We start from the raw sequence: 15,400 nt of genomic DNA on the forward strand, positions 1-15,400 counted from the left end.
CCCGTCCACTTACTCAGCAGTATATCATTCTATAATAAACACATGCACCCCAATATTCTAAAAATCCAGGAAAATATTGCCCCGCTCAGGCAACAAATAATCAATCATAAAGTATATACAGCCATCAGTGAGCTGGAAGATCTGCAGATTTTTATGGAATACCATATCTATGCGGTCTGGGATTTCATGTCGCTACTTAAATCTCTTCAAATTAATTTAACATGTACTACCCTCCCCTGGTTCCCGGTTGGTGATGCGGTTACCCGACAGCTGATCAATGAGATTGTTGCTGGCGAAGAGAGCGATGTTGATGCTGATGGGGCTATTAAAAGCCATTTTGAGTTGTATCTGGATGCTATGGAACAATGCGGCGCTAATGTAAAACCTATAAATCATTTCTTAGCCTCGTTAAAGAAAGGCAGAGATTTCGATATGGCTTTTGAGTTGGCTGAGGTTCCTCAGGCTGCCAGAGATTTTGTGAACGCAACATTTGAAACGATCAACAGTGGCAAAACTCATCTTCAGGCAGCCAGTTTTACATTCGGTCGTGAAGATTTGATTCCAAATATGTTCTTTAGTATGGTTAATGATTTAAATAGCGCAAACCCCGAGCAGGTTTCAATTTTTAAATATTACCTGGAACGTCATATCGAAGTGGATGGCGATCACCACAGTCACCTGGCCTTATCCATGACGGAAAAGTTATGTGAAAAAGATGAACTTTTTTGGAGCGAAGCCGAAGAAACAACTAAAAGAGCATTACAAAAACGAATCGATTTGTGGGATGCAGCATACGCTGAAATTATTAAAAGCAAAGTCCCGGCTTAAATCAATAAATCGTTAAGGAGCTGTTAAGTTTAGATTACGTGAATTTAGTCACATTTAATGCACAATATCCTTTTTGTAAAATAAAATTTACATTTTTGTTGTTCGGCACAAATAACCGATTTTAAACGCATGAGTTTCATTCTAAAACCCGTTGATATCGTTGAGAGTATTACTCCAGAGGATTTCAAAAAAAATTATTTGAAAACGAAACGTCCGCTTGTTATTAAGGGCCTTACCAAAGACTGGCCAGCAAGAGAAAAATGGACTACAGAATACTTAAAAGAGATTGGTGGCGAATTGGAAGTTCCATTGTATGATAATTCCAAAGCTGATCCGTCTAAACCAATTAATGCGGCAACTGCTCACATGAAATTTGGCGATTATCTTGATTTAATTAAGCGTGAGCCAACAGAATTGAGAATCTTTTTCTTTAATTTATTTAAGAAGGTTCCAAGTTTGATTAATGATATAAAAATCCCTAAAGATTTAATGGGCGGGTTCATAGAAAGTATGCCTGCTATGTTTTTTGGGGGTTCGAATTCGGTAACTTTTCTACATTACGATATCGATTTACCTCACATCTTTCATACCCATTTTGGCGGCAGAAAACACATTGTGCTTTTTGATAATAAATGGAAAGATCGTTTATATTGCCTTCCGAATGCAACTTATGCCTTAGAAGATTATCAGGTAGACAATCCTGATTTCGAAAAATTCCCTGCCTTAAAAGGTATTGAAGGTTACGAAGTTTTCTTAGAGCACGGCGATACCTTATTTATGCCAACAGGCATGTGGCACTGGATGAAATATCTTGATGGTTCATTCTCATTAAGCTTACGTGCATGGGATCAATCCATCACCAGAAAAGTAGCCAGTGTTTGGAGTTTATTTACCCACGGTGCAATTGATAGTTTAATAAAAATGACTTTCAAAGAGAAATATGCACATTGGAGAGAGAAAAAAGCGGTTAAAATTGCAGAACGCGCTTTAGCTAAAGGCAGACCTTAAAATACTATAAATATACAATCTTAAAGCGGGGTTTCTTAACTGAAGTCCCGCTTTTTGTTTTAGATATAAAGGCTACAAACTGCTGCTATCAATCATTTTCGATCTCAATGCTATTGATCATTTGGATACAATTACTACCTTTAAAATGATCACGCAAAAAATCAGTAATGGAAGAAATAATACTAACAGAAAAACAAAAAATGCTTGCGGGTAAAGCTTACCAGGCTGGAGATGCTACCTTATCAAAGGAAAGATTGAAAGCCCGCGAAATTACTTTTGAATTTAACAATCTGGCACCAAAATTTATTAAGCAGCGTAAGGAACTACTTAAAAAGCTTTTCGGCAAAACAGAAAAAATGTTCTATGTTGAACCACCATTTCGTTGCGATTATGGCTATAACATAGAAATTGGAGATAATTTCTACGCAAATTTTAATTTAGTGATTCTGGATTGCGCCAAGGTATCCATCGGAAACAGTGTATTTATCGCTCCAAATGTGTCTATATATACGGCTGGCCATCCAATCCATGCGCACTTGCGCGATCAGGAATTTGAATGGGCACAAGAAATTACCATCGGAAACAGCGTTTGGATTGGCGGAAATGTAGTAATTAATCCCGGTGTAAAAATTGGATCTAACGTGGTGATCGGATCAGGAAGTATTGTAACCAGAGATATCCCGGATAATGTTTTTGCCGCCGGAAATCCTTGTAAGGTAATCCGCCAACTTACTGATCAGGATAAAGATTATTACTATAAAGACTTTAAACTTGGAGAGTAGTTCTAGCCGAAATATAGATTTTCTTCTATAGATTGGTCGTCTAAATATTAAACCATTAAGAAATTAAAATCATCAATATTTTTTAAAGCTAAGAGACTGTCTAAATTTCATAAATGAAGATCAACTTGCGAAGTTTTGGTGGCCTTTGTTGGGGAAAATACTTCGTAAGTTTTATGGTACTATCATCAAACTTGCGAAATTCTTCAGTGCATAGGCTTTTGAAATTTTGTAAGTTGATAAATTATAATTTTTTAGACAGCTTATAACAGACGATAAATATTTATCCTATAAAGTTCGTGCAAAGATTTTCTTCATTGGGCTATACAACAAACACCATTTTCAATTTTTAGCTCGAATGATCAACAAAGATTTTCCATTCGCCGTCAAGCTTTTTGAATAGTAAAGTGAAGTACCCTTGTGGTTCATCTTTTTCCCTTTTTAAATGCCAGCTTCCTAAAACGAAAGCCACATCTTTGTTTAAAAAATCTACTTTCTTAATTCCGAAAGTGAGCTGACCCATTCCAGCTGCTCCCTGGTAAGTTTTTTTATAATTATCTAATGTTTTCTGCCAGCCATAAGTTGGTCCGCTGCTGCCAACAAAAAGTAAACTATCGCTTTTTACGTAACCCTGCATAAAAGTTTCCAGGTCGCCTTTATTCCAGGCAAGCCGTTGTGTTTCTAACACATTAAGAATAGACTGCTTATCTTTTACAGACTGTGCTAATGCGCCTAACGAGCACATTAGCAGCATCACTAATAATTTTATCTTCATTGTTTTTTATCGTCTTGTTGTAAAGATATAAAACAAAGTATTTTGTTCCGTGTATAAAAATTGTTTCTTTACATCTGAAATGGAAAAAACAGTAACTTCAATAGGCGAAATTTTGTGGGATGTTTTCCCGGAAGGAAAAAAAGCTGGAGGTTCAAGCATGAATGTTGCTTTGAATCTTCATAAACAAGGGATCAACAGTAAATTTATCAGCGCCGTTGGCGATGATGAATCAGGACAAGAATTGGTTAATTTTTTAAAGGATCAGAACTTTACTTCTGATTTGATTCAGATCAACAACCTGCCAACCAGTACGGTTGAAGTAAAACTGGATGAATCGCATCAGGCAACTTACACTATTGTAGAACCAGTAGCCTGGGATGCGATAACCATTAGTGATGCTGCGCTTGCGGCAGTTAAACAGGCAGATGCTTTTGTTTATTGCAGTTTAACCTGCAGAAACGAAGAAAGCAAAAACACCATTCTGGCTTTACTGAAACTGGCTAAACTCAAAATATTTGATATTAATCTTCGTCCGCCGTTTTACACCATAGAAACCTTAAAAACCTTATTAGGTGAGGCTGATATTTTAAAGGTAAATGAACACGAATTGGTTTACCTGAAGGATGAACTGGCTTTAACGGGCAACACAGATGAACAATTGTTAAAGCAACTCAGCCTCAACTTCAATATAGAAATTATTTGCTTAACCGTTGGTGAAAAAGGTGCATACGTACTTCAAAATGGTCATTTATATCATCATAAAGGCTACCAGGTTGAAGTTGCAGACACGGTTGGTGCTGGCGATTCATTCTTGGCAACCTTTATTTCCAGCTATCTTAACGGCTACCCAATTAATACAGTTTTAGACAGGGCCTGCAAAGTTGGGGCTTTTGTCGCCTCGCAACATGGAGCAAACCCTGATTATGGAGATGAGGTTTTCAGTTAACAGTTTTTAGTTGGCAGTTTTCAGGCAACTAATGAACAAATGGCTATTGAACTAATGAACCAATTTATTTGAAAACCACTTCCGTTGCACCATAGCCGAACTTTTCTTTTCTGGCATCCATATAGGTTTTGATATTCGGATTTTTGCTGATTAGCTTATGGATTTTATCTCTGAGTGTTCCGTTTCCAGAACCGTGAATAAAAATCATTTTTTCAAAATGGTGAACAATCGCTGCGTCGAGTGCATTCTGAAAATAGTTTAGCTGGATTTGCAGAATTTCATCAGCTTCGAGGAAGTGGTGGTCGTCCCGTAGCTTTTCAATGTGAAGATCAATCTCCTTTGCTGGCGCATCAACCGTTTTCTTTTCTGCCGGCGATTTAAAGAAACTCTCCTTTAACTTTTGGGCATCAATTGTAATGGGTACTAAATCATCCAGATGAATTAACCAGCCTTTTTTAGATTGTGGCAATTCTTTTTGTTCTGAAGAGAAATCTTTCGCTCTGAATTTTTTACGAATCACTAATGGGTCTACAGGCTTTACATCCGTTTTACCAGCAATTATAATCTGAAAAGTAAATTCAGGCCAGAGGTCTAAATCTGCCAAAGAAGCAGAGTAAACCAAACCCGACTGATAACTTTCTATCACACCATGAAAAACACTAGCGTATTTTTCTTTTTTCTCAGTTGTTAAATTAAATAAAAGAACATTTGATGATTGATTCAATAAATGAAAGTGAACCACATTGCCAGCCTTGTTATCCGTGGCTACGGCAACATAAATTCCATTTTCAATTTTATTGATTGATGGCACGTTCACATGAACCGGTTTGGGTGCATCTTGTTCTTCAGCAACAACACCATGTCCATGTACAGAGGTTAAATTGCTAATGGCAACTGGTATTTCAAAACCGTCTTCATCGGTAACACCCAATGTTTGTGTATCGATAATTTTCGTTACATATCCCTCACGTTTTTCATCAACAAAACGAACAAAATCTCCTAATTTGAATTTCATAATGACCCCCAACCCCCTGAAGGGGGCTTTTGACTTTCTATAGTTTAAACAAAACGTTTATTTCTTTTTCTCTCTGCAACCAGCTTTTCCACCTAACCTTTCAACTCCTTCTGAAGGGGCTTTGACTTTCTATAGTTTATAACAAATTTATAAAAACCTAATCTTTAAAGTCATATTGCTTGCGCAAAACAATTAACTTAAAGCTTTTGACTTTCTATAGTTTATAACAACTCTTTTTTCTTTGTACCCAGCGTTCTACACCCAGCCTTTCAACTCCCCCTTCAGGGGGCTGGGGGGCTAATGCCTGGTATCGTTGCCGTGATAAATACTCAGGTAACTTTCATACCTTGAAACGGCTATTTCATCATTATTCACGGCTTCAATTACAGCACAACCAGGCTCATTTACGTGCCTGCAGTTATTGAAACGGCACTGATGTGAAGTTTTAAAAATCTCCCTGAAGAAATGACCCAATTCCTCTTTTTCGATATCTATTACTCCCAATTCTCTAATTCCTGGTGTGTCTACAATAAAGCCACCTTGCGGCAATTCGAACATTTCGGCGAATGTGGTAGTATGTTGTCCCTTATCGCTCCAATCGGAAACTTCACCTGTACGCAAATCCCTGTCTGGCAGAAGCGCATTAATTAAACTTGATTTTCCTACTCCTGAATGACCAGAAATCAAGGTAATTTTATTAGTAATGAGCTCCTGAATAATTGGAATATTAATTCCTTTCAAAGCAGAAACCTCATAAGTAGCATAGCCGATGTTTTCGTAGATGTCTTTAAATTCCTGTAAAATTTCCAGTCCTTCTTTACTAAACAAATCGAGCTTATTAAACACAAGCACAGTTGGCACATCATAAGCTTCGGCAGTAACCAGAAAACGATCTATAAAACCTAAGGAGGTTCTTGGCGATGCGAGCGTGACAATCAAAATAGCCATATCTAAGTTCGCCGCCAGAATCTGAGCTTGCTTACTTAAGTTAATAGATTTGCGGATAATGTAGTTTTTCCGGGGCAGCAGTTCGTTAATAATTCCCTGTTTGCTGCCCGGCTCAAGATCAAACTTCACACGGTCGCCAACAGCGATCGGATTAGTGGTTTTAATCCCTTTCATCCTAAACTTGCCAACAATTCGGCAATCGTAACGTTCGCCACTATCGCCAATCACGCTATACCAGCTCCCAGTAGATTTTATAACTAACCCTTGCATATATTGCTACAAAGGTAAGGATAAGGGATGGGAAAATGGAAGATGGGTAATGGAAAAGGTAAAATGGACGATGGAAAAGAACATGGGAAAGAGGTGGTATTGATTATATTGTTAAATTAGAAGTTCCTGATCTAGATAAGAATATGAATTTCAAGAAACAATATTATGAGGATAAGGGAGAAACGTTATCTTCACTGCAAATCTATTCCATGGAAAATTTCAAGATTATCGGCATATCGATAGAAACCACGAATCAAAATAATCACGCGGCAACAAATTTAGGCCAGCTCTGGGGAAGATTTTACAACGAACAAATTTCCAGTCAGATCGAGAATAAAGAAAGTGATGATGTTTACGCCATTTACACAGACTATGAAAGTGATTTTACAGGAAAATACACCACCATTATCGGTCATCGGGTTAATTCTTTAGATTATATTCCGGAGGGTTTGGTAGGAAGAGAAATCAATAATAAAAAACTGCTAAGATACCTTGCCAAAGGCGAGATGCCAGATGCTGTTGTAGAAACCTGGAAAGAAATATGGGCGAATGATATAGCGCTATACCGAACCTATCATGCTGATTTTGAAGTTTATGGTGAAAAATCTCAAAACGGAAATGATTCGGAAGTGGAGATTTATATTGGGATCAGGTAGCTTTAAGGAGATAAGTTTAAGATTAGCTTCAGCCTTCTTACCGTTGTCATGCTGAAAAACGAAGCATCGCTAACTAAAAAACACTTGCTTCTTATGAATGCAGTACAATAATAAACCTGCAATGACTGCCAATTGGTTTTGGCTTACTTGATATTCCAGATTAGTTTTCGGTTCAAAAAATGCGGCTATTCCATCTAATTAAACGTTTTATTAAAAGATTTTCAAATAAATTTAAAAATTGTTTGCAATTAAGAAAAATAATCTGCTACTTTACGGTGTACAAAATACACCAATAGAAATGATTTTAAACTCTTCAATTATTACAACGATTATTATTACCACCGGGATAAACCAGCGGGGCTAATTTGTTGTAAATTGAATTAACATACAAAACACAGAAAGCGTCCCGATACCAATCGGGACGCTTTTTTTTTTTAAACCCAAACCATAGAAAATCGCACCAAACCGAAATAATTAACAGGCAAGGGGCAGTTTTCGCTAAAACCAGAACTAATGAAAGTACTTAAATTCGGTGGCACATCCGTAGGTTCGGCCGAGAACATTAAAACACTACTTAACATAGTAGCAAAAGAAAAATTACAGAGCAATCCGATAGTGGTATTATCGGCAATGAGTGGCGTAACTAACCTCCTGACTGATATGGCCGAAAGGGCTGAACGTGGAGAAAATTACGACGCTTCTTTAAAAGAAATTGAAGCGAAACATTTCGCAGTAATTCGTTCGTTACTGCCTGCAGCTGCACAAAACCCTGTTTTTACACGCCTAAAGATTTTCTTCAACGAATTGGAAGATTTATTACAGGCAGTGAATAACCTGCGTGAACTAAGTGCACAAACCAAAGATCAGATTTTAAGTTATGGAGAACGTTGTTCTTCTTTCATGATTGCACATATCGCCTCACAACAGTTTGCAGAGGCTTTATATGTAAATGGATCTGAGTTAATAAAAACCGATAGCAATTTCGGACAAGCCAAGGTAGATACCGATTTAACAGAAATACTGATTAATGATTTCTATCAGACAAATAAAGATAAGGTACTTTTTGTTACCGGTTTTATCGCCAGTAATGCAGCAGGAAGAGTAACCACTTTGGGCCGTGGGGGTTCTGATTACACCGCGGCTGTTTGGGGTTCTGCACTGAATGCTGAGGAAATCGAAATCTGGACTGATGTAAACGGCATGATGACTGCCGATCCACGGATTGTGAAAAAAGCATTCTCGTTACCAGAATTAAGTTATACAGAAGCAATGGAATTAAGTTATTTTGGAGCAAAAGTGATCTATCCGCCAACGATGATCCCGGCTTTCATGAAGAAAATTCCAATTGTAATTAAAAATACGTTCCAGCCCGATTTCAGCGGAACCTATATTAAAAGCGATGTAAAAATATCCACCCTACCCATCAAAGGCATCTCCTCTATCGATCATATCAGCATCATCAACCTTACCGGAAGTGGCATGGTTGGAAAGGCTGGCTTTAGTGGCAGGTTGTTTTCCTTGCTATCACGTGAGCAAATTAACGTAGTGTTAATTACCCAATCATCATCAGAACACAGCATTACTTTTGCAGTGAAACCAACTGATGCTGGTCAGGCGATTGCCTTAATCAAAAAAGAATTTGAGCTGGAGCTTGATGCGAATAAACTGGCCTTGCCGGAAGTTGAAAATAACCTGGCCGTATTGGCTATAGTTGGCGAAAACATGAAACGCACGCCAGGTATGAGCGGTCGTTTGTTTGGTGCACTTGGCCGTAACGGAATTAATGTAAGGGCGATTGCACAAGGATCTTCAGAATATAATATCTCCGTAATCATCAGCAAGGATGATTTGTCTAAAGCAGTAAACGCCGTTCACGATGCCTTCTTTACTGATTTGAAAAGAACATTAAATATTTTCTGTTTGGGAACAGGAAATATTGGCAAAACGCTATTTAATCAGTTAAAAGAACAAATGCCTTTTCTTGCTGAAAATAACGATTTGCAAGTAAAGGTAACCGGAATATGCAACACCCGTAAAATGGTATTTAATGCCGACGGTTTGTCGCTGGAGAATTGGGAAAATGACCTCAATGAAAATGGTGAACAGGCTGATTTGGCAGGATTTGTAGCTAAAATGAAAGCAATGAATTTACCCAACTGTGTTTTTGTAGACAATACCGCAGCAGAAACACCTATCGAATTTTATCAGGGAATTTTTGAAAGCAGCATCTCTGTAGTTACCTGCAATAAAAAAGGCAACTCTGCAGGTTTCGCCCAATACAAATCATTTAAAGATACTGCCCGTAAGTTTGGCGTAGATTTTTATTATGAAACAAATGTTGGTGCAGGCTTACCAATCATCAGAACGCTAAAAGAATTGATGATGAGTGGCGATAAAGTCGCCCGTATCGAGGCTATTTTATCCGGAACAATCTCATACATTTTCAATAATTTTAAAGGTGAAGCCCGATTTTACGAAACAGTTAAGGAAGCACAGGAATTGGGTTATACAGAACCAGATCCACGAGATGATTTGAATGGAAAAGATTTCATGCGTAAAATGTTGATTCTGGCACGTGATGCAGGTTATCCCTTAGAAGCTGTTGATGTGAAAATTGACAACATCTTACCGGAAGCTTGTTTAAACGCCACTTCTGTGGAAGACTTTTACAAAGAATTACAAGCAAATTCGGCTTACTTCGAAGATTTAAAAAATAAAGCAGCTAATGATGGCAAGGTGTTGCGTTACATCGGGAAGCTAGAAGATGGCAATGTAGAAATCAGCCTGCAAATGGTCGATGATAGCCACCCTTTCTATATGCTTTCGGGAAGTGATAACATCATTTCGTTCACTACTGATCGATACAAATCCCGTCCGTTAGTGGTAAAAGGCCCGGGCGCAGGTGCAGAAGTTACCGCAGCTGGTGTTTTTGCCGATATTATAAATGTGGGTCAGACCCCCTAGCCCCCTAAAAGGGGAATAAAACCCATAGTCGAAGCATGTAGTATAGCAGGATTTCAATACTAAGTAACATAACCCTAGAGAGGAAGCTACAAGTGAGATGGATGAGAAAGAGGTAATAAAAATAAAGTATAAAGACGATTAACAACATAGCCCAAGGTTTCAATCCTTGGAAAAAATATAACAAAATGTCAAATAATAATTTACACCATACTGATAACCCTGCTATAGCCACTGGAACGGCTACTCCCCCTTTAGGGGGCCGGGGGGTTAGAGTTTTCGCTCCTGCAACTGTTGCTAACGTAGTTTGCGGATTCGACGTACTGGGTTTCGCAGTGAACGAACCTGGTGATGAAGTTGAAATGCGCTTAACTAATACGCCTGGAGTAGTAATCAAGATGATTACTGGTGATGATGGACGTTTACCATTAGATGCAGAAAAAAATACCGTAAGCGCCAGTGTTCAGCATTATTTGCAACACATCAATAGATTAGATATAGGCGTTGAAATTGAATTGCATAAAAAAATGCCAATTGGTAGCGGATTAGGATCAAGTTCGGCGAGCACGGTTGCTGGTCTGTTCGCCATTAATAAACTAATGGGCGATTTACTAAGTCCTAAAGAATTGGTTCCTTTTGCCATGAAAGGTGAAGAACTTGCCTGTGGTTATGGCCATGCCGATAATGTTGCACCAGCCATTTTAGGCGGATTTGTTTTGGTTAGAAGTTACGATCCACTTGATGTAATTTCTTTACCAACTCCTGCCGGAATGTATGCCGCAATTGTTTATCCGGAAGTTGATGTACCCACCAAAGATGCCCGTCAGATGATTCGCAGCAAGGTTCTGCTCAAAGATGCCGTTACCCAATGGGGAAACGTTGCAGGTTTAGTCAGCGGTTTATTTATGAATGATTTTGATCTGATTGGCAGAAGTATGAAAGATGTTTTGGTAGAGCCTACCCGTTCAATCTTAATTCCAGGTTTCGAAGAAATGAGAGCCATTGCAATGGAAAACGGCGCAATAGGATTTGGTATTTCAGGATCAGGCCCCTCGGTATTTGCATTAACCAAAGACGAAGAAACCGCTAGAACAATTACTAAAGCCCAGCAACAACATTTACATAAAATCAATATTAACAGTAAAGCCTATGTTTCTTCAGTTAATGCCGAAGGACCAAGAGTAATTTGAGGTAGATGGTTGAGGGTAGAAAGGTTGAGGGACAATTGACCTAAACCTTTCTATTCCACTTCCATCATTGACAATCCTTAAGAAAAATAATTTAAATTAAAGGTGTAAAAAGGTATGAGCATTGGGAATTATACTCTCAAACCTTCCAGCCTTCCAATCTTCTAACCTTCAACCATGATATTATATTCAACCAATAATAAAGATTTACGCATTTCCTTTAAGGAAGCCGTTTTTAATAGTATGCCACAGGATAAAGGCTTATATATGCCTGTTGAAATTCCGCAGCTGGATGCTGATTTTATCCAAAATATTGAGCAATATTCCCTACCTGAAATTGCTTACAAAGTTGCCTCAGCATTACTAAAGGACGAGATTCCTGCTGCTGATTTAAAAGCACTGATTGATGATGCCATTAATTTTGAAGCACCTGCAGTAAAACTTGACGATAAAACTTTTGTACTCGAGCTTTTTCACGGACCATCGCTAGCTTTTAAAGATTTCGGCGCCCGTTTTATGAGTCGTGTAATGGCTTATTTCCTGAAAGATGGCGAACAGCTATTGGATGTTTTAGTGGCTACCTCGGGCGATACTGGTGGCGCAGTAGCTTTAGGCTTTTTAGGCGTACCTAATACCAGAGTGACTATTCTGTATCCAGAGGGAAAAGTGAGTCCGATACAAGAGCTACAGCTAACCACAAATGGAAATAACATCAGGGCTATTGAAGTAAAAGGTACTTTTGATGATTGCCAGGCTTTGGTTAAACAAGCCTTTGCTGATACGGAACTTAATAGTAAATTCAGATTAACTTCTGCCAACTCCATTAACATTTCGAGATTAATTCCGCAAACCTTCTACTATTTCAATACCTATGCACAGTTGAAAAGGCAAGGTTTAAATGATTTGGTTTTTTCTGTTCCTAGTGGTAATTTCGGCAACATTGGAGCAGGCTTACTGGCTTACAAACTTGGTTTACCTGTAAAACAATTTATCGCAGCAACTAACATCAATGATACCGTTCCTCGTTTTCTGGAAAGTGGGATCTATCAAACGCGTCCATCTTCACAAACTTATTCCAATGCTATGGATGTAGGTGCGCCTAGCAACTGGATTCGCATTATGGATCTATTCGATCAGGATATTGATAAACTAAAGGAAGTAGTTACATCTTATCGTTTTAATGATGAAGAAACGCTTGAAGGCATTAAAGATCTAGATGAGAAACTAAATTATGTTGCTTGTCCGCATACAGCCATTGCCTACCTGGCAGTAGAACAATACAGAAAAGAAAATCCTGCTGATGATAGCGCAGCTGTATTTTTATCAACAGCTCATGCCTGTAAGTTTCCTGATATTTTCCCAGCAGATATTGCCGCTAAAATTGATATCCCTGCACAGGTTACGGCTTTGGAAAGTCTCCCTAAACATGCAGATCAACTGGAGGCAGATTTTGACGGATTTAAAAAATATTTATTAAATAACTAGTTCTTCGTTGATTGGGATCTGTTTTCTTAAAGTTTTATAAACTTGCGTTGGTCGGGATCTATAATCCCGACCCATATTCCTAAGGATTTATAATCCTTAAACCTTATAAGTGGATTAAAAATCCACAGAACTACAGTCCGGAAAAAATTTCCGGACTAACGTTGAATTATCCAGGATCGCTGGTCGGGATTTTTAATCCCGATCTATATTCCTGAGGATGTTTAATCCTCGTAGCTGTATCTTTATATTATTTAAGAATTTTAAGATAGAGTTGATTGGAAAGTACTCATCTATCTATAAGTATGATGGATTACAAATCCATAGATATATAAGTCCGGAAAAAATTTCCGGACTAACCCCTCTAAAGAAAAGTTTTTAATCTATTAATCAATACCTTATATTTATTAATGGGTTTCAAATATAAGGTAGCCGATGATAACGGCATTTATTTCATTACAACTACAGTTGTCAATTGGATTGATGTTTTCACCAGAAAAGAGCTTGCAGAAGTAGTTATAGAAAGTCTTAAGTACTGCCAGAAAGAAAAAGGTTTAATTATTTATGCGTGGTGTTTAATGCCCAGTCATTTACACATGATGGTTAGTGCTGAAGAGGGCAAGAATCTTCCAGATATTATCCGAGACTTTAAAAAATTTACCTCACGAAAAATTACCTCGACAATTAAGGAGATTAATGAAAGCAGAGAATGGATGTTGAATAAATTTTCATTTGCTGCCAAAATCCACGCAAAGAGCGATGAATATAAGTTTTGGCAAGACGGCTACCATCCAATCTCGGTAGAGACTAACCTTTTTAAAGAACAAAAACTAGATTATATCCATAATAACCCTGTCGAAGCTGGAATTGTTTATGAGCCAGAACATTATGTATATAGCTCTGCTATTAACTATAGTGAAGGGATGGGCCTGATTGAAGTCGTTTATTTATAGAGTTAACATAAGAAAGTCCAGAAGTTTTTTCTGGACTTTCTTATAAATATTTAGATTTTTAGGATTTCAACAAACACTAATGTCCGCCCTTAACACTCGTTTGTTCTATTCCTTTCAAATGTTTCGAGCAATAAATACCGAAGTATAAGATAAATAGATAACAAACCAGAGGTAAAATGAAGGAATGATGGACGCCAATCTGATCGGCCACTGCGCCCTGCACCAATGGAAGCACCGCCCCACCTAAAATGGCCATCACCAGTAAAGAAGATCCCTGACTGGTATAGACACCTAATTTTGCTATTGACAAAGTGTAAATATTTGAGAACATAATGGAGTTAAAAATTCCGATCCCCAAAACACTATACATAGCCAGCTCACCTTTATTCACCATTACCGAAATTAAAAGCAATACATTAATGGTAGAGAAGATCGCCAAAGTTCTTGCTGGAGCTGATTTTCCAACTAAGAAACCAATAAAATTTAAAGCGATAAAAACAAGGAAGAAACTGATTTGTGCAAATGTTAAATCTACGATACTAAAAATGAGGGCAAACACTAAAATTGCCGTACCAAGCATGTAGATAATTTTCTTAGACTGACTTAAGGAATGATTCAAAGAAATAGACCCTACGAAACGACCAATCATTGCGCCGCCCCAATATAAGGAAAGGTAATTTTTGCTTACCGCTTCTTCCAATCCACTAATCTCCGGAAGGTGTAGGAAACTGATAATGAAACTACCAACAGCTACCTCAGCCCCCACATAACAGAAAAGTGCTACAATACCTCTTGTTAAATGAGGGAACTTTAGCACGCCCAAGCCTTTTGCCTGCTCTTCTTCTTCAGGCTTAAATGAAGGTAATTTTACATAAAAGATTAATAAACCTACCAAAAGTAGTATACCTGCGAAGATTAAATAAGGAATTCGCGTAGCCGATGCGCTAAAACTTCCATCCGCTTCAGAGAAGAATTCGAAAATTAAATGCCCCCCCAAAATAGGCGCAATGGTGGTCCCAAAAGCATTAAAAGCCTGTGTTAAATTTAACCTGCTCGATGCACTGTCTTCAGGTCCTAATAAAGAAACGTAAGCATTTGCCGTAATTTGTAATACGGTAAAACCAAGCCCTAAAACAAATAATGCACCCAAAAACAAGGGATAGATAGAATAAGTGGCTGCCGGGAAAAAGAGCACACAACCTATAGCAGCAAGCACAATTCCAAAGAGTATGCCTTTCTTATAGCCTACTTTATTGATTGGATCACCTTTAGTATATGAAATTAAAAAATAAATTAACGAACCCACAAAATAGGCTCCAAAAAAACTAAACTGAACCAGCATTGACTCAAAAAAAGTCAGGCTGAAAAGCTTCTTTAAATAAGGAATTAGAATATCGTTCATGCAGGTTATAAACCCCCACATGAAAAACAAAAGGGTAATGGTGATGAGCGGAACGGTGTAATTAGATTTTGATTTCGTTTCTGAAAATTTGGTATCCATTGTGTATATAAAAATTAAACAAATAAAATTCAGACATGACTGTAGAATGTCCAATTTTAACTAACCAAAGAAACGGTTTTTTCAGTTTTTA

Annotated in this window: 13 protein-coding genes; 9 read left to right on the forward strand and 4 right to left on the reverse strand. The window is 37.8% G+C overall.

The window, feature by feature from the left end:
- Positions 1 to 42: 42 nt before the first annotated feature.
- The 3 genes from ACN1CD_RS11660 (at position 43) to ACN1CD_RS11670 (ending at position 2,618) form a co-directional block, all read left to right on the forward strand.
- Positions 43 to 828: a DUF3050 domain-containing protein gene (locus ACN1CD_RS11660; protein WP_419130568.1), complete on the forward strand. Its 786-nt coding sequence runs from the start codon at positions 43 to 45 to the stop codon at positions 826 to 828.
- Positions 829 to 957: 129 nt separating this feature from the next.
- Positions 958 to 1,836, forward strand: coding sequence for a cupin-like domain-containing protein (locus ACN1CD_RS11665; protein ID WP_419130569.1), 879 nt, complete (start codon positions 958 to 960; stop codon positions 1,834 to 1,836).
- A gap of 167 nt (positions 1,837 to 2,003) precedes the next feature.
- The gene (locus tag ACN1CD_RS11670) at positions 2,004 to 2,618 is read left to right on the forward strand and encodes a sugar O-acetyltransferase (RefSeq protein WP_419130570.1); all 615 of its coding nucleotides are present in this window, start codon (positions 2,004 to 2,006) and stop codon (positions 2,616 to 2,618) included.
- 346 nt (positions 2,619 to 2,964) lie between these two features.
- On the opposite strand, the gene ACN1CD_RS11675 is transcribed toward ACN1CD_RS11670, so the two are convergent.
- Positions 2,965 to 3,390 (reverse strand): YybH family protein, encoded by a 426-nt coding sequence (locus ACN1CD_RS11675; RefSeq protein ID WP_419130571.1) that lies wholly within the window; start codon positions 3,388 to 3,390, stop codon positions 2,965 to 2,967.
- A gap of 79 nt (positions 3,391 to 3,469) precedes the next feature.
- Between ACN1CD_RS11675 and ACN1CD_RS11680 the strand changes: the two genes are divergently transcribed.
- A complete protein-coding gene (locus ACN1CD_RS11680; RefSeq protein ID WP_419130572.1) occupies positions 3,470 to 4,336 on the forward strand; it encodes a carbohydrate kinase family protein in 867 nt (288 codons plus the stop codon).
- A gap of 64 nt (positions 4,337 to 4,400) precedes the next feature.
- Here the strand turns inward: ACN1CD_RS11680 and ACN1CD_RS11685 are convergent, their stop codons facing one another.
- Entirely contained in the window at positions 4,401 to 5,351 is a 951-nt protein-coding gene (locus ACN1CD_RS11685) for a Smr/MutS family protein (RefSeq protein WP_419130573.1), read from the reverse strand.
- A 297-nt stretch (positions 5,352 to 5,648) separates the two neighbouring features.
- Positions 5,649 to 6,569 (reverse strand): ribosome small subunit-dependent GTPase A, encoded by a 921-nt coding sequence (gene rsgA, locus ACN1CD_RS11690; RefSeq protein ID WP_419130574.1) that lies wholly within the window; start codon positions 6,567 to 6,569, stop codon positions 5,649 to 5,651.
- 143 nt (positions 6,570 to 6,712) lie between these two features.
- Here rsgA and ACN1CD_RS11695 point away from each other — a divergent pair, with 143 nt between their 5' ends.
- The 5 genes from ACN1CD_RS11695 (at position 6,713) to ACN1CD_RS11715 (ending at position 13,808) form a co-directional block, all read left to right on the forward strand.
- Complete coding sequence (locus ACN1CD_RS11695) at positions 6,713 to 7,225, forward strand: GyrI-like domain-containing protein (RefSeq protein WP_419130575.1); 513 nt, start codon at positions 6,713 to 6,715, stop codon at positions 7,223 to 7,225.
- A 513-nt stretch (positions 7,226 to 7,738) separates the two neighbouring features.
- On the forward strand, positions 7,739 to 10,189 hold the full coding sequence (thrA, locus tag ACN1CD_RS11700; RefSeq protein ID WP_419130576.1) for a bifunctional aspartate kinase/homoserine dehydrogenase I: 2,451 nt from the start codon (positions 7,739 to 7,741) through the stop codon (positions 10,187 to 10,189).
- 185 nt (positions 10,190 to 10,374) lie between these two features.
- Positions 10,375 to 11,376 (forward strand): homoserine kinase, encoded by a 1,002-nt coding sequence (locus ACN1CD_RS11705; protein ID WP_419130577.1) that lies wholly within the window; start codon positions 10,375 to 10,377, stop codon positions 11,374 to 11,376.
- A 174-nt stretch (positions 11,377 to 11,550) separates the two neighbouring features.
- On the forward strand, positions 11,551 to 12,858 hold the full coding sequence (thrC, locus tag ACN1CD_RS11710; protein WP_419130578.1) for a threonine synthase: 1,308 nt from the start codon (positions 11,551 to 11,553) through the stop codon (positions 12,856 to 12,858).
- A gap of 407 nt (positions 12,859 to 13,265) precedes the next feature.
- Complete coding sequence (locus tag ACN1CD_RS11715) at positions 13,266 to 13,808, forward strand: REP-associated tyrosine transposase (protein WP_419130579.1); 543 nt, start codon at positions 13,266 to 13,268, stop codon at positions 13,806 to 13,808.
- 76 nt (positions 13,809 to 13,884) lie between these two features.
- Here ACN1CD_RS11715 and ACN1CD_RS11720 read toward each other — a convergent pair whose 3' ends face one another.
- Positions 13,885 to 15,309: a sugar MFS transporter gene (locus ACN1CD_RS11720; RefSeq protein ID WP_419130580.1), complete on the reverse strand. Its 1,425-nt coding sequence runs from the start codon at positions 15,307 to 15,309 to the stop codon at positions 13,885 to 13,887.
- Positions 15,310 to 15,400: the final 91 nt, after the last annotated feature.

The sequence above is a fragment of the Pedobacter sp. N23S346 genome, assembly GCF_048515415.1.
GTDB lineage: Bacteria > Bacteroidota > Bacteroidia > Sphingobacteriales > Sphingobacteriaceae > Pedobacter.